Here is a 19,885-nt window from a genome sequence, read left to right as displayed (position 1 = left end):
ACCGGCCTGCGCGTCGCGGCCGGGCATGGGGGTGAGGCGACCGGTGGCGGGATTTCACCCGGCCGGGCGCACCCGCCCCCTGTGGCTCACCTCTGTGGCTTACCTCACAAAGAGGACGTGATGACGCTCTTTTTCCCTTCTCACCGCAGGACCGGATCGGCTGTGACCAGTAACGTCGTCACTATGACGACTTCTGCATCCGCCGCCACCGCATCCGAAGGCGCCATACGCGTCGGCGCCGTCACCGACCGCCTCGTCGACGCGAACGAGCAGTACGCCGCCGCGTTCACCGACCCCGGCATGGACGCCCGCCCCGTTCTGCACGTGGCCGTCGTGGCCTGCATGGACGCCCGTCTCGACCTGCACGCCGCGCTCGGTCTGGAGCTCGGCGACTGCCACACCATCCGCAACGCGGGCGGGGTGGTGACCGACGACGTGATCCGGTCGCTCACCATCAGCCAGCGCAAGCTGGGCACCCGTAGCGTCGTCCTGATCCACCACACCGGCTGCGGTCTGGAGGCGATCACCGAGGACTTCCGCACCGAGCTGGAGATGGAGGTCGGCCAGCGCCCGGCCTGGGCCGTGGAGTCCTTCCGGGACGTCGACCAGGACGTACGCCAGTCCATGCAGCGGGTGCGCACCAACCCGTTCCTGCTGCACACCGACGACGTGCGCGGCTTCGTCTTCGACGTGAAGACGGGTCTGCTGCGCGAGGTCGACCCCGCCTGACCCCGTCGGGCCGCCCTCCGAAGCTGTCGTTCTCCTGTTGATTTCCGGTTCCTGGGTGCCCAAAAGGCCGCAAGCCCTGACATATCGCAGGCAGTTGTCCACAGGCGAGTGACACGAATCGGTAACGGCAGCAAGAATGCGGGGATGGACGTCACGCGGAACCATTTCCGCGTGGTGTCCGTGAATTCGGGGTGGGCCGGTCCGCATCGCAGAGCGTCGGCCCGGAGAAAGAACGGGCCGAGGAGGGCCGGGTGACGACCTATGACGATCGAGCGAGCCTCACTGATCTGACCGCCACTGTGGAGCGTGTCCGCAGTTCGGTGGAAGGAGTGATCGAGGGCAAGCCCGAGGTCGTACGGCTTTCGCTGACCGTACTGCTCGCCGAGGGGCATCTTCTGATCGAGGATGTCCCCGGCGTCGGAAAGACCATGCTGGCGAAGGCACTGGCGCGGTCCATCGACTGCTCGGTGCGGCGTATCCAGTTCACGCCCGACCTGCTGCCCTCGGACATCACGGGTGTGTCCATCTGGGACCAGCAGCGCCGGGACTTCGAGTTCAAGCCGGGCGCGATCTTCGCGCAGATCGTGATCGGCGACGAGATCAACCGCGCCTCGCCGAAGACGCAGTCCGCGCTCCTGGAGTCCATGGAGGAGCGGCAGGTCACCATCGACGGGCAGACCTACGAGCTGCCCAGCCCCTTCATGGTGGTGGCCACGCAGAACCCGGTCGAGATGGAGGGCACCTACCCGCTGCCGGAGGCCCAGCGCGACCGCTTCATGGCGCGGGTCTCCATCGGCTACCCCAGCGCGGAGGCCGAGCTGCAGATGCTCGACGTCCACGGCGGGGTCAGCCCGCTGGACGACCTCCAGCCGGTGGCCCACGCGCACGACATCGTGAAGCTGGTCGACGCCGTCCGCGGCGTCCACGTCGCCGACCCGGTCCGGCGCTACGCCGTGGACCTGGTCGCCGCCACGCGCACCCACCCCGACCTGAGACTCGGCGCCTCCCCGCGCGCGACGCTGCATCTGCTGCGCGCGGCGAAGGCGTCCGCCGCCCTCAGCGGCCGGGAGTACGCGCTGCCGGACGACGTCCAGGCCCTCGCCGTCGCCGTCCTGGCCCACCGGCTGCTGCCCACCGCCCAGGCCCAGCTCAACCGGCGCACCTCCGAGCAGGTCGTGCAGGAGATCCTCCAGCGCACCCCGGTGCCCCAGCAGCAGGGCGGCATCGGCCTCGGCCACGGCACGCAGGCGTACGGCCAGCAGCCGCCGCGGAGGCTTGGATGACCACCGCCGGGGGGCCCGGGCGCGCCGAGCCCGACCGGGGCGACAAGGGCGGGCTGCGCACCGCGCTGGCCGGTCTGACCACCCGCGGCCGGTCCTTCCTGGCCGCGGGCATCGCCGCCGCCATCTGCGCGTACGTCCTGGGGCAGAGCGATCTGCTCCGGGTCGGCCTGCTGCTGGCCGTGCTGCCCCTGGTCTGCGCCACCGTCCTGTACCGCACCCGCTACCGGGTCGCCGGCAGCCGCCGGCTCTCCCCCGCGCGCGTGCCCGCCGGCAGCGAGGCCCGCGTCCATCTGCGGATGGACAACGTCTCACGGCTGCCCACCGGCCTGCTGATGCTCCAGGACCGGGTGCCCTACGTCCTCGGGCCGCGCCCCCGCTTCGTCCTGGACCGGGTCGAGGCGGGCGGTCGCCGCGAGGTCTCCTACCGGGTCCGTTCCGACCTGCGCGGCCGCTATCCGCTGGGCCCGCTCCAGCTGCGCCTGACCGACCCGTTCGGCATGTGCGAGCTGACCCGGTCCTTCTCGTCGTACGACACCCTGACGGTGATCCCGCGCGTGGAGCCGCTGCCGCCGGTGCGCTTCAGCGGCGAGGCGAAGGGCTACGGCGACGGGCGGCAGCGCTCGCTCGCCCTGGCCGGCGAGGACGACGTCATCCCGCGCGGCTACCGCTACGGCGACGACCTGCGCCGGGTCCACTGGCGTTCCACCGCGCGCTACGGCGAACTGATGGTGCGCCGCGAGGAGCAACCGCAGCGTTCGCGCTGCACGGTGCTCCTCGACACCCGGGGCCTCGCCTTCCACGGCGCGGGCCCCGACTCGGCCTTCGAGTGGGCCGTCTCGGGCACCGCGTCGGCGCTGGTCCACATGCTCGAACGCGGCTTCTCCGTCCGGCTGTTGACGGACACCGGCAGCTCGGTGCCCGGCGAGGGCGCGGACGGCTTCGCGGGCGCGAGCCAGGAGTCGGCGGACGCGGCGGGCCTGATGATGGACACCCTCGCGGTGATCGACCACTCCGACGGCACGGGCCTGTCCCGCGCCTACGACGTGCTGCGCGGCGGCAACGAGGGGCTGCTGGTCGCCTTCTTCGGCGACCTCGACGAGGAACAGGCCACGGTCGCCGCCAAGATGCGCCAGCGCAGCGGAGGCGCGGTCGCCTTCCTGCTGGACGGGGCGGGCTGGGGTCGGGAACCGACCGACGCGGCCCGGCCGTTGGACCGGAGCGAGGAGCGGTTGCGGATGCTGCGCGAGGCCGGCTGGACGGCGCTGCGCGTACCGCGCGGTGCCTCTCTGAGCGAACTGTGGCGCCAGGCGGACCGCGAGCGCACCGGTCTCGGTGCGGCGAACGGCGCGGGCAGTGAGGGGGCACGGACATGAGCGGGCGGGCACGACTGGCGCTGGGCGCCTGGGCGGCCACCCTGATGGCGTCCTGCGCCCTGCTGCCCCTGGTCGAACCGGCCACATGGATCCTCCAGGCGGCCTTCCTGCTGGGCGTGCAGTCCCTGGTGGGCGCGGCGACCCGGCGGGTACCGCTGGCCCGCCCCCTGACCGTGGCCTCACAGGCCCTGGTCACGCTGATGATGCTGACCCTGCTCTTCACCCGGGAGCAGGCGGTCGCCGGGATCGTGCCCGGCCCCGAGGCCTTCCAGCGCTTCGCCGACCTGCTCCAGCAGGGCAGCGACGACATCGCGCGGTACGCGATCCCGGCGCCGCTGGAGTCCGACGGCATCCGGCTGATGATCATCGGTGGCGTCCTGGTCATCGGGCTCGCTGTGGACACCCTCGCGGTGACCTTCCGCAGCGCGGCCCCGGCCGGACTGCCGCTGCTCGCGCTGTACTCCGTGGCCGCGGGGCTGTCCGACGGCGGTGCCGACTGGCTGTGGTTCGTGGTCGCGGCGGCCGGCTATCTGATGCTGCTGCTCTCCGAGGGACGCGACCGGCTCTCCCAGTGGGGCCGGGTCTTCGGCGGGGCGCCGCGCACCCCGGGCGGCGAGTCCGGCCCGGTGGCCCCGGTCCGCACCGGGCGGCGTATCGGCGCCGTCGCGCTGGGCCTGGCCCTCGTGGTGCCGATCGCCCTGCCCTCGATGAGCGGCGGCCTGCTGGACGGCGTCGGAGCGGGCGCGGGCGGTGGCAACGGCAGCGGGGGCACGATCTCCGCGGTGAACCCCCTGGTGTCCCTGCGCGACAACCTCAACGCGGACGACGACCGCGACGTGCTGTCGGTGCGGTCCGATCCGGAGGCGGCCGGCGCCCAGTATCTGCGGATCGTCTCCCTGGACGACTTCGACGGCACCACGTGGAAGCCGTCCAAGCGGGACATCGACAAGGTGCCGGACGAGTTCCCCACCCCGCCCGGTCTCGGCGCCGACGTCCGGCGTGCCGAGATCACGACGCGGATCTCGGCCGCCGACTGGTACCAGCAGGACTGGCTGCCGATGCCGTACCCGCCGAGCGGCGTGGAGGTCGACGGCAAGTGGCGCTACGAACCGGTGGGCATGACGCTCGTCGGCGACCACGGCCAGACCACGCGCGGGAAGACGTACACGGTCAGGAGCCTGGACGTGCGGCCGACGGCCGACCAGCTGGCCTCGGCCCCGGAACCTCCCGCGAGCCTGAAGCGCGAGTACACCAAGCTGCCGAAGTCCCTGCCCGACATCGTCACCAAGACCGCCCGGGAGGTCACCGCCGGCTCCTCGAACCACTACGACGAGGCGGTGAAGCTCCAGGAGTACTTCACGGTGACCGGTGGCTTCCAGTACGACACCCAGGTCCAGGCGGGCAGCGGCTCGCAGGCGATCGCCCGGTTCCTGGAGAACAAGCAGGGCTTCTGCGTCCACTTCTCCTTCGCGATGGCCGCGATGGCCCGGAGCCTCGGCATTCCGGCCCGCGTCGCGGTGGGCTTCGCCCCCGGTACACCGCAGGGCGACGGATCGGTGACGGTCACGCTGCGCGACGCGCACGCCTGGCCCGAGCTGTACTTCGAGGGCGTCGGCTGGACCCGCTTCGAGCCGACCCCGACCCGGGGCACGCAGCCCGAGTACACGCAGACGCAGACCCCGGGCAGCAACCTGCCGGACACGGGCCGTCCGACCCAGTCGGCGAGCGCGGCGCCCTCCGCCACGCCGTCGGCCAGCGAGAGCTGCTCCGCGCAGCAGAAGAAGCTCGAGGCCTGTCCGAGCGAGTCCACCGCGGCCGCGCTCGCCAAGGACGACGACGGCCCGAAGTGGTACGTCTTCCTGGCGTGGGCGCTCGGCGGTCTCGCCGCCCTGGCGATCCCGCTGGCGCCCGCGCTGTGGCGGACCCGGACCCGGGCGGTACGGCTGGGGGCGCACGGCCGGACCGAGGCGGACGCCGCCCCGCACACGCTGGCGGTCTGGCTGGAACTGACCGACACGGCCTGGGACTTCGGGATCCTGCCGGACGAGTCGCAGACGCCTCGCAGGACGGCGGCCCGGTTCGTCCGGCTGGGTCATCTCGACGAGGCTGCCGCGGCTTCGGTACACCGCGTGGCGGAGGCGGTGGAGCAGGTGCTGTACGCGCCGCGGCCGCGCCCCACGGCGGGGCTCGCGGAGGACGTCCGGCGGGCGATCGCCGGGCTGCGCGGCACGGCACCGCGGAGCACGCAACTGCGGGCGGCCCTCGCCCCGCGCTCGACCGTACGGGTGGTGTGGGCCGTCTCGGAGTGGTGGAGCGGCGTCACGGCCCGGGTGGCGGCGGCCCGGCCCAGCCTGCGCAAACCGTCCGGCCAGCAGAGCTAGACAGAGCTGACCGAGCACTCGGCACAGAGCGAGCCCCCGATCCGTGGAAGCGGATCGGGGGCTCGTCTCGTCGGCCGGGCTGCCGGACCAAGGGCGTGCGTGAGGGGGTGACCGCCCGGTGGGCGGTCACCCCCTCATCCGCTGTGGGTCGAGCTACTGGCCGCCCTGCTCATCGCGGCGCCGCTGCCAGCGCTGCTCGATGCGGTCCATCATGGAGCGCTTCTGCCGGGGCTGACGACGAGCTTGCGGGCCACCCGCCGCGGGCTGTTCGCCCGGCTTGGGAGCCTTGCGCCAGCCGGTCACGGCGAGTACCGCACAGCCCAGCATGACGAGGAAGCCCACCACGCTGAGCCAGACCTGCTTGGCGACCATTCCTGCCATGAGGAGCGCGATACCTACGAGGAAGCCCGCGACCGCCTGGTAGACCCGTCGCCGGGTGTACGTACGCAGCCCGCTTCCCTCGAGCGCTGTCGCGAACTTGGGATCTTCGGCGTACAGCGCTCGCTCCATTTGCTCGAGCATTCGCTGCTCGTGCTCCGAGAGCGGCACGGAGTCCTCCTCATCGTGCAGTCGCCGGGGCGACTCGGGGGGTCCCTTCAGGATAGGCAGGGAATCGCCCCCGTGAAACCCGCCCCTCTACGCCAATTAGCCAACCGGATTCCGCCATGAGCGTCCCGGCCACTGAATCTTGCATTCCCCAGCAGCCGACCCGTCATGCCGGGCGGTCTCCCTCGATCATACGGCGCTGGGCGCCCGATCGGGGGGCCTGTGGCGTACTCCATCTGCACCCAAGTCCCTGATCAGCGCCGCACCAGGGCGCGGCACAGGGGTCTCAGGAGGTGGTCCGGGTCTCGCCGAGCACATGAAGCTGGGTGGCCACGGAGTGGAAGGCGGGCAGTTCGGCCGCCGCCTCCTCCAGCTTGAGCAGCGCCTCCAGGGCCCCGGGCTCGGTGTCGACCAGCACGCCGGGGACCAGGTCGGCGAAGACCCGGACGCCGTGCACGGCGCCGACTTCCAGGCCCGCTCCCTCGACGAGTGCGGTGAGCTGTTCGGCGGTGAAACGCCTCGGCACGGGGTCGCCGTCCCCCCAGCGGCCGTTCGGGTCGGCGAGGGCCTGCTTGGCCTCCTTGAAGTGGCCGGCGAGGGCGCGGGCGAGCACGGCGCCGCCCAGGCCGGCCGCGAGCAGGCTGAGGACGCCTTCGGAGCGCAGCGCGGCGATCACGTTGCGAACGCCCTCCGCCGGGTCGTCGACGTACTCCAGGACGCCGTGGCACAGCACCGCGTCGTAGGCGCCGCGCTCGACCACGTCGAAGAGGCCGTGGGCATCGCCCTGGACGCCCTGGACGCGGTCGGCGACGCCGGCCTCGGCGGCGCGGCGCTCCAGGGCGAAGAGCGCGTTGGGGCTGGGGTCTACGACGGTGACGCGGTGGCCGAGGCGGGCGACGGGCACGGCGAAGTTGCCGCTGCCGCCTCCGGTGTCGAGGACGTCCAGGGACTCCCGTCCCGTGGCCTTGACCCGCCGTTCCAGGGCGTCCTGGAGGACTTCCCAGACCACGGCGGTACGGAGGGAGGCGCGGGGTCGCAGCGGGTCCGACACGGCAGTTGACTCCTCGGCGCGGCCCCGCCTCATGCACGGCGGAGCGAACGGGCACCCTCCCCGCCCGGGGTGCGGAAGGCGAGGGTTTCAGGCGCCTCCACCCTAATGGGCGGCGAAGCGAGTCATCACCGGCCGAGTCCTGCGCCGCGAGCCGTGTTCGGCGGGCCGTGCGGCGCGCCGGCGGAGTCACCCCGCGTCCGGCATGTCCCTGCTCCCTGGGTGGTCGTCGGGGTCCGGGTGGTCCGTGTCCTGGCGGGGCTGGGGCAGCACCGGCTGGAGGACCAGCATCCGCTCGACGAGGCGCAGGAACATCGCCACGTCGCGTATGAGGTCGTCGGCGTCCCGGCGGGAGGCCGCGCCCTGGATACCGGCCTCGGCCCGGGCGCGGCGGCAGGCCCCGGCGGCGAAGAGCGCGCTCCACTCGGCGAGCTCGGGCGCTATCTCGGGGAGCACTTCCCAGGCGCTCCGGATCTTGGCCCGGCGTCGGGGGGTCGGCTCCGGGCGTCCGCGCGCGGCGAGGACGGCGGCGGCGGTGCGCAGGGCGGCGAGATGTGCCGTCGCGTAGCGCTCGTTCGGTGTTTCCAGGACGGCGGCCTCGTCGAGTCCGGCGCGGGCCTGGGCGAGCAGGTCGAGGGCGGCGGGCGGGGCCGTGGTCCGGCGCAGCACGGGGTGTACGTCGCTCGCCGGTCCGGTCAGTGAGGGGGCAGGGCCGGTGGAGCGGCGCCGACGGGCGGCTGCTGCTGCGTGAGAGGTGGCCATGACGAACCTCCTGTCGTCTGCGTGACGGCGTTGTGGCCGTATGTGCCCATCGTGAGGTATGGCACTGACAATCCGTTCTGACCTGGGCTTTTGCTTCGATCGAAAGTTCGGGCTAGTTTTTGCACTGACCAGTCAGTTCAAAAACTCGCTTCAACACTCAGGGGGTGGGCTGTGGGCGGAGTCGCCGTCACAGCCGAGGGCCTCGGGCTCAAGGGGCCGCGGGGGTGGGCCTTCCGCGGGATCACCTTCGAGGCCGAGCCCGGCTCGCTCGTCGCGGTCGAGGGTCCGTCGGGGACCGGCCGCACATGTCTGCTGCTCGCGCTCACCGGGCGCATGAAGGCCACCGAAGGGACGGCGGCCGTGGGCGGGGCGCGACTGCCCAAGCAGCTCGGGGCGGTACGGCGGATGAGCGCCGTCGCGCATGTCGCCGGGGTCACCGACCTCGACCCGGCCCTCACCGTCGGGGAGCACCTGCGCGAGCGGGCCCTGCTCCAGCACCGGTTCGGGGACTCCCTGCGCGCGCTGCTGCGGCCCCGCGCGGAGCGGACGAACGAGGCGAGGCTGCGGATCGACACCGCCCTGATCGCCGCCGGTCTCGACCGGGAGGCCCTGCCCAAGGGCTCCCGGACCGCCGTACGCGATCTGGAGCGGCTGGAGGCGCTGCGGCTGTCCCTCGCCCTCGCGCTCATCGGCCGCCCACGGCTGCTCGGCGTCGACGACGTCGATCTGAAGCTGTCGGACGCCGAACGGGCCGAGGTCTGGGCCCTGTTGAGGTCGCTCGCCGAGGCCGGGACGACCGTCGTGGCGGTGTGCAGCGAGGCCCCGGACGACGTCGTGAAGGTGTCCACCGAGGGGAAGGAGAAGGCCGATGCGCTCGCCGCGACTGGCCGCGCTTGAGCTGCGGCGCTTCGGCCGGGGCAAGCTCCCGCGCGCCGCCCTGGTCGCACTGCTGGTGCTGCCGCTGCTGTACGGCGCCCTGTACCTGTGGTCGTTCTGGGACCCGTACGGCCGGCTCGACCGCATCCCGGTGGCGCTCGTGAACGCTGACAAGGGGGCGACCGCCGACGGGAAGAAGATCACCGCGGGCGCCGACATCACGAAGGGGCTGCTCGACAGCGACGTCTTCGACTGGCACGAGGTGAGCGCCGCCGACGCGCGCGTGGGCGTCGAGGACGGCACCTACTACCTGTCGCTGACCGTGCCGGCCGACTTCAGCGAACGGATCGCCTCCAGTGCGGGCGACTCCCCCGAGACGGGCGCGCTCCAGGTCAGGACCAACGACGCGAACAACTACATCGTCGGGCAGATCTCCCGCACGGTCTTCAGCGAGGTCCGTCAGGCCGCGTCCACGAAGGCCTCGCGGTCCTTCCTGGACCAGATCTTCATCTCCTTCTCCGACATCCACGGCGCGACGGTCAAGGCCGCCAAGGGCGCCGACAAGCTGGAGACCGGCACGGCCAAGGCCGAGAAGGGCTCCAAGGACCTCGCCGACGGGTTGAAGGACGCCAAGAGCGGCAGCGGCAAGCTGTCCAAGGGCCTCAAGAAGCTCGACAAGGGCGCGGGCGACCTCCAGGACGGCTCGGAGAAGGTCGCGGAGGGCACCCAGACGCTCGCCGACAAGGTCGACGGGGTCGCGGAGAAGGTCGGCCCGTTCCTCAAGGACAACGAGAAGACGATCGGCGACACCGCCCAGCTCGTCGCGGACTCCGCCGGGGCGATCCGCGACAACCTCGACACCCTGGTGAAGACGGCTCCGGTCGCCGCCAAGGGCGCCCACACGGCCTCCGACACCCTCGACGACGTCTACAAGGCGCGCTGCGAGAACCCGGTCCTGCCGGACGGGGCCTGCGCCGACCTGAAGAAGGCCAAGGACGCCGCCGCGGACGTGGCGACGATCGCGGACGACGTGAACACCCTCGTGGACGACCAGGACGGCGATCTGAAGAAGCTCGACAAGAACCTGGCGACCCTCCAGAAGCAGGCCCAGGCCCTCGCCGACCGGGCGCCGAACCTCTCCGAGGACCTCGACGACGCCGTCTCCAAGATCAACAAGCTGAACGAGGGCGCGGGCAAGGTCGCCGCGGGCGCCAAGACGCTCCACACCGGGCTCGGCACGGCCAAGACCGGCGCCGGCGACCTGGACGAGGGGGTCGGCAAGCTCAAGACGGGCGCCGAGGACCTCAACGGCGGCATGTACAAGCTCGTCGACGGCTCCGGGAAGCTCTCCGACGGACTGCACGACGGCGCCGGACAGATCCCCGACTACGACAAGGCCGACCGCGACGAGCGCACCGGCGTCATGGCCGACCCCGTACAGCTGGTCTCCAAGGACTTCCACAAGGCGCCCAACTACGGCACCGGCTTCGCCCCGTACTTCATCCCGCTGTCCCTGTGGGTGGGCGCGATGGTCGCGTACATGCTGGTGGCGCCGATGAACCGGCGCGCGCTCGCGGCGGGCGCCCCCGCGTGGCGGATCGCGCTGGCCGGCTGGCTGCCGGTGGTGGCCGTCGGAGTGCTCCAGACCGTCGCCCTGATGTCGGTGCTGCACTGGGCGATCGGCCTCCAGATGGTGCGGGCGGCCGGGACGGTGGGCTTCCTGTTCCTGGTCACGGCGTGCTTCGCGGCGATCGTGCAGTGGCTCAACGCCCGCTTCGGGGCGGCGGGACGGATCCTCGTCCTGGCCTTCCTGATGCTCCAGCTGACCTCCGCGGGCGGCACGTACCCCGTGCAGACCAGCCCGGGCTTCTTCAACGCGCTCCACCCCTTCCTGCCGATGAGCTACGTCGTCGAGGCGCTGCGCCGGCTCATCACGGGAGGCGGTCTCGGTCCGGTGTGGCACGCGTGCGTGGTGCTCGTCGCCTTCACCGCGGGCGCTCTCGCGCTGACCGCGCTGTCGGCCCGCCGCCGCCAGGTGTGGACGCTCGACCGGCTGCACCCGGAGCTGAGCCTGTGACCTCGACGACCGACGGGCCCGCGGTTGCTGTGAGAATCGGGGCCATGGAAAGCAGCAGCGGCAGCACGCGCCGCGAGGCCACCCGGCAGAAGCTCTACGAGGCGGCCGTCACCCTCATCGCCGAGCAGGGCTTCTCCGCCACGACCGTCGACGAGATCGCGGAGCGGGCCGGGGTCGCGAAGGGCACCGTCTACTACAACTTCGCGAGCAAGTCCGTCCTCTTCGAGGAGCTGCTGCGGCACGGCGTGGGCCTGCTCACCGCCTCCCTCCGCGAGGCGGCGGAACGGACCGCCCGGGAGGGCGGCAGCAAGACGGACGCCCTGGACGCGATGATCCGGGCCGGTCTGGTCTTCATCGACCGCTACCCGGCCTTCACCCAGCTCTACGTGGCCGAGCTGTGGCGCACCAACCGGGCCTGGCAGTCCACGCTCATGGTGGTCCGTCAGCAGGCGGTGGCGGTCGTCGAGGACGTCCTGCGCGAGGGCATCGGCAACGGCGAGTTCCATGAGGCCATCGACGTCTCCCTGACCGCCTCGGCGCTGGTCGGCATGGTGCTGGTGGCCGCCCTGGACTGGAAGGCGTTCCAGGCAGAGCGCTCCCTGGACGACGTCCACTCGGCGCTGTCGCGGCTGTTGCAGGGCCGGGTGAGCGGTACGCGCGCGTAGACACGAAAGCGCCGGTCCGCTGTGGCCGCGTCCCCCGCGGGCCACCTCGAACCGGCGCCTTCTCGTGCTCCCCCGTTTTCCCCCGTGTCCCCCGTTGGACCCCCGTTCGGTCGTTCCCCCGGGCCCCCCGTGCCTCGCTCCCGCCGACTTGCGTCGGCGGAAGGAGCGGATCCGGGGCGGCTCCGCTCCGGCGCCCCGTGTCGCCGGTGCCGAGCCGTTCCCCTTCTCCGTGGCTCCACTCTCTCGTTCACGCAGGTCGGCACCCATCCGCGCGCGTACTCATCTCGCCCCCTAGGTACGGATACTCAGACCTGCGCACTCAGGCCCAGGACGCCCCGTCGCCGACTGGTTACGATCGCGTCCGTGTCGGTACTCCCTCTCGTCTTCACCAGCGGCTGGGCCAGCGGAATCAACGCGTACGCCGTCGTGCTGCTGCTCGGCGTCTTCGGCGCGACCGGGCTGAGCGACGACGTCCCCGCGACCCTGCAGCGCCCTGAGGTGCTCGTCACAGCGGGCGTGCTGTTCCTGTGCGAGGCGGTCGCGGACAAGATCCCGTACGTCGACTCGGCGTGGGACTCCGTGCACACGGTGATCCGCCCAGCGGCGGGCGCCTGGGTGGGTGCGGTGCTGGCTGGTCAGAGCGGCTCGCTCAACGACGCGGTCGCGGGCCTGGTCGGCGGTTCGACGGCGCTGGCCAGCCACGCGGTCAAGGCCGGGACCAGGATGGCGGTCAACACCTCGCCTGAGCCGTTCAGCAACGTGATCGTGAGCCTGGCCGAGGATCTCGGCGTCGGCGGCCTCGTCACCTTCGCGATCTTCAACCCGCAGGCGGCGGCGATCATCGCGGCCGTGCTGCTGCTTGGCGGGCTGGTGATACTGATCTTCCTGATCTCCCGGATCCGGCGCTTCCTGCGGCGCAGGGCCCAACGCCGGGAGGAGAAGCGGCTCGCGGGCCGGACGGGGTCGCCACCGGGCTGGTGACCCCACCTGTCATCAGGGCTGTCAGTGGCGGCCGATAAAGTCGCGGGCATGGCACGGATTGCGGTGATCGGCGCCGGGATGGGCGCGATGGCGGCCGCTGCCCGGCTGGCCGTCGCGGGCCACCGGGTGGCGGTGTACGAGCGTACGCAGACGTACGGCGGTGCGGTGCGCCGCTTCGAGCGCGACGGGTTCGCCTTCGACACCGGCCCGGGACTGCTGCCGCTTCCGGCCGTCTACCGCGACCTGTTCGTCAAGACCGGCAAGGAGCCACTGGAGTCGGTCGTCGAGCTGGTCCAGGTCGACCCGTCGTCGCGGCACCTCTTCGCGGACGGCACCGAGGTCTCGCTGCCGAACGCGTCCCGCGCGGGCGTGGTGGCGGCGCTGGACGAAGCGCTCGGCGCGGGGACCGGCGACCGCTGGGGCGACTTCCTGGTCCGGGCCCGCGAGGCCTGGGACCGTACGCGCCGGCCGCTCCTGGAGGAGCCGCTGTGGCCCAACTGGTCGGTGCTGGCCGACCGCGAGCCCTACCCGTCGGTCCCCCACAAGAAGCTGCTGCGCACCCGCCGCGCGGGTCTGCTCGCCGAGATCGGCGCCTGGGAGCTGCGCGACCCCCGGCTGGCCGCCCTGCTGGACGGCTACGCGCTGACGTACGGCCTCGACCCGAGCGAGGCCCCCGCGAGCGCGGCGGTGCTGCCGTACATGGAGCACGCCTTCGGCACCTGGTATGTCCGCGGCGGTATGCGGGAGTTGGCGCGCGCGGTGTACGAGCGGTGTGTGGCGCGCCGGGTGGAGTTCCACTTCGGCGCCGAGGTCACCGGGGTGCTGGAGAAGGACGGCCGGGCGGCCGGGCTTGAGCTGGCCGACGGTTCGGTGGTGGACGCGGACACCGTCGTCGGTGGCGGGCCCTGGCGCCTGGGGAGCCTTGTGCGCGGGCGTGCGCTGTACGACGCGGAGGCCGTGGAGGTGAACCCGGAGGGCATGTCCCCGGGGCGGGTCGTGGTCTGCCTGGCCCTGCGTGGCGCGCGCGAGGCCGGTGCCGCGCATCGCACCGTCGTCCACGGCCCGGACTCCCAAAGCGAGTCGGAGCTCTTCTCGCTCGGTGTGCCGCCCGAGCAGCCGACGGTCCGGATCGACCGGCCGGACGATCCCGCGCTGCGCCCCGACGACGGACACGAGTCGATGGTGCTCACCGCGACGGTGCCCTCGCAGACGCACTACGACTGGACCGCGGACGGCGCCGCCGACGCCTTCGCCGACCGGATGCTCGCCGCGGCCGAGCGGGCCGTACCGGGCCTGCGGGAGCGGACGCTGTGGCGCGAGGTCCGCACGCCGGTGCACACGCGCGAGGAGACGGGCGCCGAGGGCGGCGGTGTCCCCGCGCCCGCGCTGGCCGCGGCTCAGGGCACCCTGCTGCGCCCGGCCAACCGGACGGAGCTGCCGGGCCTGTTCACCGTCGGCGGCTGGTCGCACCCCGGTGGTGGTCTGCCGCACGCGGGCATGTCGGGCGCGCTGGTCGCCGGGCTGATCGTGGAGGGACCGGACTTCCGGGGCTCTCAGTGACGGCCCCGCGAGCCGTCCACCCCGGGTGAGCGCCGCTCAGAAGCGGTACTGCTCGTCGTAGCCGTTCCCCTGCTGGCCGTTGCCCTGGTAGGGGTACGGCTGCTCCGGCGGGAGTTCACCGCCGTAGGAGTCGTCGGTGCGCTGCTGCGGGACCCAGACGCCGCCGGCCGGGGTCTCGCCGCCGTAGGTGGCGTTGCCGTACTGGTCCTGGCCGTAGGCCTGCTGGCCGTACTGCTGCTGGCCGCCGTAGGAGGTGTCGTACCCGCCGCCGTAGGTCTGGGTGCCGATGTACGGGTCGGAGTAGGCGGCGTACTGCTGCTGTCCGGCCGTGTCATAGCCGTACTGCTGCTGGTCGTAGCCGGTGTAGCCGTCGTAGGCGTAGTTCTGGTCGGCGCCCTGGGCCGCCGTCGCGTACTGGTCCTGGCCGGCGTAGGTGCCGTCGCCGGCCGCCGCCGGGTAGGGGGTGTCGCCGTATATGCCGTAGGAGCCGGTGTCGTCCGGCATGGGCTGGGGCTCGTAGACCGCGGTGGTCTCGGCCGCCGCGGCGGGGCGGGCGGGTGTGAACACGTCGTCGCGGTCGTACTCGTCGCCGTAACCGGCGGTGTTCTGGCGGTAGTTGCCCTCGTCGCCGTAGTCGGCGTCGGTCGCCTCGAGGTCGGAGACCTCCAGGGTGGGCTCCTCACGGCCGCGCTCACGGCGCTTGCCGCCGGCCAGACCGCCCAGAGCCGCCGGCGGATTGACCGCCCAGCCCTGCTCGAAGCCGCGGCGGAAGGAGAGCGTCACGTAGGTCTGGCCGATCGCGAAGGCGATGGCGCCCAGTCCGATGACGACGACCGACGGGATCAGGACGCCGAAGACGACGCCCACGAAGCCCGCGAAGGCGAGCAGGCGCCAGCGCAGGCGTGCCTTGTACTGGAGCAGCACCTCGCCGAGCAACCACAGCGCGACGATTCCGAACGCGATGTAGAGGACCGTCCAGCCCATGTACGCCCCTCTCCCAGTAACCGCTACGCAGTGTGTCGTATATCCGTGCGGCCGGTCTAGGCCTGCGGTGGGTGGTGCAGGCCCAGGTTCTCGTAGATTTCCAGGGTCGCCGTGGAGTTGTTGAGCGTGATGAAGTGCAGTCCGGGCACTCCCTCGGCCAGCAGCCGCGCACAGAACTCGGTGGCGAATTCGATACCGATGGAGCGTACAGCGGCCGGATCGTCTTTTGCTGTGAGGATCCGCTCTTTCAGGGCAGAGGGGATCGACGCGTTGCTGAGCTGCGGAAGCCGTTCGAGCATCTTCACACTCGTGACCGGCATCACTTCGGGGATGACCGGGGTGGAGCAGCCGGCGGCGGCCACCCGGTCGCGGAGGCGAAGGTAGGAATCCGGCTCGAAGAACATCTGCGTGATGGCGTAGTCGGCGCCGGCCCGGCACTTGTCGACGAAGTGCTCGACGTCCGTGTCCCAGTCGCCGGAGCGCGGGTGCATCTCGGGGAAGGCGGCGACGCCCACACAGAAGTCACCCGACTCCTTGATGAGCCGGACCAGTTCGGCCGCGTACGTCAGGCCCTGCGGATGCGGCACCCACTCGCCCATGGGGTCGCCGGGCGGGTCGCCGCGCACCGCGAGCATGTTGCGGATCCCGGCGTCGGCGTACTGGCCGATGATGTTGCGCAGCTCGGCGATCGAGTGGTTGACCGCGGTGAGGTGGGCGACCGGGGTGAGGGTGGTGTCCGCGGCGATCTGCTCGGTGGCGCGGACGGTGCCCGCGCGGGTGGAGCCGCCGGCGCCGTACGTCACGGAGACGAAGTCGGGGGCCACCGCCTCGACCCTCCGCAGCGCGTTCCACAGGTTCCGCTCGCCCTTCTCCGTCTTCGGAGCCCAGAATTCGAACGAGTACACGGTCTTGCCGGTGGCGAGGATGTCGCGCACGGTGCGTGCGCGGTCCGTCCTGGTGGATGCGGTTCCGAGGGCCATACCGGCAGGTTAGCCAGGGGGCGCTGGTCACCCAACCAGATCACGGAAATTTGCCCGTTTTGTCGATTTGTTGTCCACCCATCGGACAGTTTTCGGACAGGAGGCGGGCGAGAGGCCGGTCGCCGCCTTCGCTCGCCCCTGTGGCTGGTCAGCGCTGTCGCAGGCGCTTGGCGAACTCGGCTGCCGCCGCGCCGGGGTCGTCCGCCTCCGTGATGGCGCGGACGACGACGACACGTTCCGCGCCCGCCTCCAGGACCTCGTCGAGGTTGCCGAGGTCGATGCCGCCGATGGCGAACCAGGGGCGGTCAGTGCGGAGGGCGGCCGTGTGGCGGACCAGGTCGAGGCCGGGGGCGTGGCGGCCGGGCTTGGTGGGGGTCGGCCAGCAGGGGCCGGTGCAGAAGTAGTCGACGCCGGCCTGGACCGCGGCCGCCTCGGCTTCCTGCTCGGCGTGGGTGGAGCGGCCGACGAGGACGTCGTCGCCGAGGATCGCGCGGGCCGCGGGCACCGGGAGGTCGCCCTGGCCGAGGTGGAGTACGTCGGCTCGGGCGGCGTGGGCGACGTCGGCACGGTCGTTGACCGCGAGCAGCTTGCCGTGGCGGGCGCAGGCGTCGGCGAAGACCTGGAGGTGCTCCAGTTCCTCGGCGGCCTCCATGCCCTTGTCCCTCAGCTGCACGATGTCCACGCCGCCGGACAGGACCGCGTCCAGGAACTCCGGGAGGTCGCCCTGGCGCCTGCGGGCGTCCGTGCAGAGGTAGACGCGGGCGTCGGTGAGGTGGGCGCGGGCGGAGTGGGTCGAGGCGGTCGGGTCGGTCATGTCGGTCCCCCGGTGTCGGTGGCGTACGGGCCTCGGACGAGTGCGGTCGGCCTTGGCGGGCGGTAGTGAACCACAGGTGGGTCGGGCGGGGGCGTGCCGGTATGTCGCGGCGGGTCACCTGGGCCGGGGGTGGGTGTCGCTCGCCCGCGCTTGCGGGGTGCCGCTGCGCCCACCCGTGCCGCCCTGCGGCACGACTGCCCGCAGCTACGGCGACAGACCACTGCCGCTGCCGGGTGGGCGCCGCCCCAGCAGCACGACTGCCCGCAGGCAGGCCGACACCACTACCGCTGCCGGGTGGGCGCCGCCCCAGCGGCACGACTGCCCGCAGGCAGGCCGACACCACTACCGCTGCCGGGCGGGCGCCGCCCCAGCAGCACGACTGCCCGCAGCTAGGCCGACACCACTACCGCTGCCGGGCGGGCGCCGCCCCAGCAGCACGACTGCCCGCAGCTAGGCCGACACCACTACCGCAGCTGGGTGGGCGCCGCCCCAGCGGCACGACTGCCCGCAGGCAGGCCGACACCACTACCGCTGCCGGGTGGGCGCCGCCCCAGCAGCACGACTGCCCGCAGCTAGGCCGACACCACTACCGCTGCCGGGTGGGCGCCGCCCCAGCGGCACGACTGCCCGCAGCTAGGGCGACAGACCACTGCCGTGGCTGGGGCTCGATATGTCCGGGCCGGCAGCCGGCCTCGGCCCCGGGGCCGCACAGGACATCCTGCGGCCCCGGTTCACACACCAGGCGGCGTTCGGCTCAGACGGCGAGCGCCTGGGCGCGGCGCTTCACCTCCGTGCCGCGGTTCTCGCTGAGGGCCTGGGCCGGGGTACCGGGGAGGCTGTCGTCCGGGGTGAAGAGCCACTCCAGCATCTCTTCGTCGCTGAAGCCGTCGTCCCGCAGGAGCGTCAGGGTCCCGGTGAGGCCCTTGACGACCTTCTGCTCGACCCCGTCGATGAAGGCGGCGGGGACGTGCAGTGCGCGGTTCTCACCTCGGCGTACGGCGATGAGCTGGCCCTCCTTGACCAGCTGCCGCACACGCGTCACCTCGACATCCAGCATTTCTGCGATGTCGGGGAGGGTGAGCCAGGCGGGGACGAGAGCATCGATCTTTGCGTCAATCTCGGTCACGGAATCAAGCCTGCCATCCCGCACTGACAGTCGGAAGCCGGGGCCGCCCGAAACGGCCCCTACCGCGACATTTCCGCTAGGCCACCGCCGCCTTCAGCGGCCTCCCCGGATCCGGCAGCAGCTCCGGGTCCAGTTCCGTCCCCGCCTCGATCAGCCGCCGCCCCTGCGCCAGGTCCCGCGGCCGGCCCACCGCCAGCAGCGCGACCAGCCGGTTCTCGCGCAGCCAGCAGACCGTCCAGGCGGGCCCTGACGGGTCCCCGCGCCACAGGACCGTGTCGGCGGACGTGTGATGGCCGGCGTACTGGACGAAACGGCCGAACTGCTCGGACCAGAAGTACGGCACCGGGTCGTAGACCGACGGCGTCTCGCCGATGATGTTGGCCGCGACCGTGCGCGGGCCCTGGAGGGCGTTGTCCCAGTGGTGGACCAGCAGTCGCTCGCCGTAGCGCCCCGAGGGGAAGGAGGCGCAGTCGCCGACGGCGTACACGTCCTCGACCGAGGTACGCAGCCCGGCGTCGGCCACGACCTCGCCGTGCGCGCCGAGGTCGACGCCCGAGCCGGACAGCCAGGACGTGGCGGGGCGGGCGCCGATACCGACCACGACGGCGTCGGCGGGCAGCCGGGAGCCGTCGTCGAGGACGACCTCGCCGGGCTCGATGTGCGCCACGCGCGCGTGGGTGCGCAGTGCGGCCCCCGCGTCGGCGTACCAGGCGGTCATCGGCATGGCCACCTCGGCGGGCAGGGCGCCCGCCAGCGGCCGGTCGGCGGCCTCGACGACCGTCACCGCGCAGCCCGCGTCGCGCGCGGCGGTGGCGAACTCGGCGCCGATCCAGCCCGCGCCGACCACCACGATGTCGTGCTGCCGGGCGAGTACGGGCCGCAGCCGCTCGGCGTCGTCGAGGGTGCGCAGCAGATGGACCCCGGGGACGCCCTCCGCGCCGGGCAGCCGGATCGGTTCGGCGCCGGTGGCGAGGACCAGGACGTCGTAGGGCACCGGGCCCCCGACGGTGTCGAGTTCACGGTCGCCGGCGCGGACGCCCAGCACCTCCACGCCGAGGCGCAGTTCGATGCCGAACGCCTCGAAGTCGACCTCGAAGGCGGAGCCCTCGGCCTTGCCGAGCAGCACGGCCTTGGACAGCGGCGGCCGGTCGTAGGGCTGATGGGGTTCCGCACCGATCAGGGTCACGGTGCCGGCGAAGCCCTGTTCGCGCAGGGCCACCGCGGTCTGTACGCCGGCCATGCCCGCGCCGACCACGACCACGCGCCGCCGCGCCTCGGTATCCGTCTCGTCGCTCACCTGATCACCATAGACACCTGACAATTTGTCAGTCAGGAGTCCTGCACAGTGACCTGCTCCACAACGCTGGTCCCGCTGCCGGGCTGCGACTCCCACTCCCAGCTCTCCTCCAGCCGCACCCGCCCGTCGGACAGTTCCACGACGGCGGACACGCAGTGCCCGGAGGACGTCGTCCCGTCCTGCTTCAGCTGCACGTACCGGAAGTCGAGCCGGTCGCCCTCCCGTGTGCCGACGAGATGTCCGCGGACGACGTCGCCGCCCGCGTACTCGGCCCAGATCTCGCCGTCCTTCTCGTGGTAGCTGAACCGGGTTCGAGCACCCACCTGACCTGGGGCCTGGTCGGCGACGGGGGCGAGGACGAGGCCGTCCAGCGAGCGGGCCATGACAGTGGGCCTCCTTACAA

18 protein-coding genes are annotated in these 19,885 nt (G+C 72.3%); 9 read left to right on the top strand and 9 right to left on the bottom strand.

The window, feature by feature from the left end; genetic code table 11:
- Positions 1–120 precede the first annotated feature (120 nt).
- The 4 genes from OG885_RS32865 to OG885_RS32850 all read left to right on the top strand — a co-directional run bounded on the left by OG885_RS32865 (position 121) and on the right by OG885_RS32850 (position 5,766).
- Positions 121–729 (top strand): beta-class carbonic anhydrase, encoded by a 609-nt coding sequence (locus tag OG885_RS32865; RefSeq protein WP_399959295.1) that lies wholly within the window; start codon positions 121–123, stop codon positions 727–729.
- 251 nt (positions 730–980) lie between these two features.
- Positions 981–2,012, top strand: a complete 1,032-nt coding sequence (locus OG885_RS32860; protein WP_399959297.1) for an AAA family ATPase — start codon at positions 981–983, stop codon at positions 2,010–2,012.
- Positions 2,009–3,385 (top strand): DUF58 domain-containing protein, encoded by a 1,377-nt coding sequence (locus OG885_RS32855; protein ID WP_405737870.1) that lies wholly within the window; start codon positions 2,009–2,011, stop codon positions 3,383–3,385. Before OG885_RS32860 ends, OG885_RS32855 begins: the two co-directional genes overlap by 4 nt.
- A complete protein-coding gene (locus OG885_RS32850) occupies positions 3,382–5,766 on the top strand; it encodes a DUF3488 and DUF4129 domain-containing transglutaminase family protein (protein ID WP_405737869.1) in 2,385 nt (794 codons plus the stop codon). The genes OG885_RS32855 and OG885_RS32850 overlap by 4 nt, the downstream gene beginning before the upstream one ends.
- Before the next feature lie 153 nt (positions 5,767–5,919).
- Here OG885_RS32850 and OG885_RS32845 read toward each other — a convergent pair whose 3' ends face one another.
- From OG885_RS32845 to OG885_RS32835, 3 genes are all read right to left on the bottom strand, one after another.
- On the bottom strand, positions 5,920–6,315 hold the full coding sequence (locus tag OG885_RS32845) for a DUF3040 domain-containing protein (protein WP_399959303.1): 396 nt from the start codon (positions 6,313–6,315) through the stop codon (positions 5,920–5,922).
- Between the two features lie 283 nt (positions 6,316–6,598).
- Positions 6,599–7,363 carry a methyltransferase gene (locus tag OG885_RS32840; protein ID WP_405737868.1) on the bottom strand — a complete coding sequence of 255 codons (765 nt, stop codon included), beginning with the start codon at positions 7,361–7,363 and terminating at the stop codon, positions 6,599–6,601.
- Positions 7,364–7,549: 186 nt separating this feature from the next.
- Positions 7,550–8,122, bottom strand: a complete 573-nt coding sequence (locus tag OG885_RS32835) for an SAV_6107 family HEPN domain-containing protein (RefSeq protein ID WP_405737867.1) — start codon at positions 8,120–8,122, stop codon at positions 7,550–7,552.
- A 171-nt stretch (positions 8,123–8,293) separates the two neighbouring features.
- Between OG885_RS32835 and OG885_RS32830 the strand changes: the two genes are divergently transcribed.
- The 5 genes from OG885_RS32830 (at position 8,294) to OG885_RS32810 (ending at position 14,281) form a co-directional block, all read left to right on the top strand.
- The gene (locus OG885_RS32830) at positions 8,294–9,019 is read left to right on the top strand and encodes an ATP-binding cassette domain-containing protein (protein WP_405737866.1); all 726 of its coding nucleotides are present in this window, start codon (positions 8,294–8,296) and stop codon (positions 9,017–9,019) included.
- Positions 8,991–11,075, top strand: coding sequence for a YhgE/Pip family protein (locus tag OG885_RS32825; RefSeq protein WP_405737865.1), 2,085 nt, complete (start codon positions 8,991–8,993; stop codon positions 11,073–11,075). Before OG885_RS32830 ends, OG885_RS32825 begins: the two co-directional genes overlap by 29 nt.
- 44 nt (positions 11,076–11,119) lie before the next feature.
- A complete protein-coding gene (locus OG885_RS32820; protein WP_405737864.1) occupies positions 11,120–11,740 on the top strand; it encodes a TetR/AcrR family transcriptional regulator in 621 nt (206 codons plus the stop codon).
- 363 nt (positions 11,741–12,103) lie between these two features.
- A complete protein-coding gene (locus OG885_RS32815) occupies positions 12,104–12,721 on the top strand; it encodes a DUF4126 domain-containing protein (protein ID WP_405737863.1) in 618 nt (205 codons plus the stop codon).
- Positions 12,722–12,769: 48 nt separating this feature from the next.
- Positions 12,770–14,281, top strand: a complete 1,512-nt coding sequence (locus OG885_RS32810; RefSeq protein WP_405737862.1) for a phytoene desaturase family protein — start codon at positions 12,770–12,772, stop codon at positions 14,279–14,281.
- A 36-nt stretch (positions 14,282–14,317) separates the two neighbouring features.
- Here the strand turns inward: OG885_RS32810 and OG885_RS32805 are convergent, their stop codons facing one another.
- The 6 genes from OG885_RS32805 to OG885_RS32780 all read right to left on the bottom strand — a co-directional run bounded on the left by OG885_RS32805 (position 14,318) and on the right by OG885_RS32780 (position 19,865).
- Positions 14,318–15,265, bottom strand: a complete 948-nt coding sequence (locus OG885_RS32805; protein WP_405737861.1) for a hypothetical protein — start codon at positions 15,263–15,265, stop codon at positions 14,318–14,320.
- A 56-nt stretch (positions 15,266–15,321) separates the two neighbouring features.
- Positions 15,322–16,245 carry a methylenetetrahydrofolate reductase [NAD(P)H] gene (gene metF, locus OG885_RS32800; RefSeq protein WP_405737860.1) on the bottom strand — a complete coding sequence of 308 codons (924 nt, stop codon included), beginning with the start codon at positions 16,243–16,245 and terminating at the stop codon, positions 15,322–15,324.
- 148 nt (positions 16,246–16,393) lie between these two features.
- The gene (gene thiE, locus OG885_RS32795) at positions 16,394–17,059 is read right to left on the bottom strand and encodes a thiamine phosphate synthase (RefSeq protein ID WP_405737859.1); all 666 of its coding nucleotides are present in this window, start codon (positions 17,057–17,059) and stop codon (positions 16,394–16,396) included.
- A gap of 754 nt (positions 17,060–17,813) precedes the next feature.
- Positions 17,814–18,185, bottom strand: a complete 372-nt coding sequence (locus OG885_RS32790) for an Rv2175c family DNA-binding protein (RefSeq protein ID WP_399959325.1) — start codon at positions 18,183–18,185, stop codon at positions 17,814–17,816.
- A gap of 76 nt (positions 18,186–18,261) precedes the next feature.
- Positions 18,262–19,425, bottom strand: a complete 1,164-nt coding sequence (locus OG885_RS32785; protein ID WP_405742980.1) for an NAD(P)/FAD-dependent oxidoreductase — start codon at positions 19,423–19,425, stop codon at positions 18,262–18,264.
- Positions 19,426–19,514: 89 nt separating this feature from the next.
- Positions 19,515–19,865, bottom strand: a complete 351-nt coding sequence (locus tag OG885_RS32780) for a hypothetical protein (RefSeq protein WP_405737858.1) — start codon at positions 19,863–19,865, stop codon at positions 19,515–19,517.
- Between the last annotated feature and the right edge of the window lie 20 nt (positions 19,866–19,885).

Origin of the sequence: Streptomyces sp. NBC_00028 (genome assembly GCF_045041065.1) — a bacterium.
Classification (GTDB): Bacteria; Actinomycetota; Actinomycetes; order Streptomycetales; family Streptomycetaceae; genus Streptomyces.
This window is presented reverse-complemented; position numbering and strand designations above follow the sequence as displayed.